The sequence below is a fragment of the Mycolicibacterium sp. XJ662 genome, from assembly GCF_053484035.1.
Genome location: NZ_JBEFTL010000035.1, coordinates 1 through 428, shown reverse-complemented (window position 1 = coordinate 428; position 428 = coordinate 1). Strand labels below are relative to the sequence as shown.

1 protein-coding gene is annotated in these 428 nt (G+C 69.4%); it reads right to left on the bottom strand.

The genetic code is table 11. The annotated features are described in order from the left end of the window. Window positions 1-428 (bottom strand): DUF222 domain-containing protein (locus ABQE93_RS27060; RefSeq protein ID WP_448411978.1); only part of this gene is annotated, 428 nt, incomplete at both ends.

Sequence of the window (428 nt, the reverse complement as noted above, 5' to 3'; positions counted from 1 at the left end):
CGCACCGACTCGGCCGGTAACACCCCAAAGCCGGGCAGATAGCCCGGGGTGTCGGCGCTGCCCTCGATGGTGGCGTGCTCAGCCAGCACATGAATCACTGCCGCCGCCGCGGTTGCCCGCGTGGCGCGCGCCGGGCAGTCATCGGCTCCGCACTGACACCGCAGCGTTGCTTCGCTGCGGGCCAACGGCCCGCAGGCATCGGCACGGCGCTGGCGTTTGGTGCGCGGGTCGTTGTCACAGACCGTGGCCGCCATGGCGTCTAGGCGCGCATCCAGGGCGGCGGCGTCGGCGCTGTGCAGAAACGCCCACATGTTGGCGATACCCACCGTGTCGGACGGGCCGATCTCTACACAGCGGTCCTCATCTTCTTTGGGCGCCACCCGCACCGCGGCCGGATCGTATTTGGCCACCCACATATCCAGCCGATC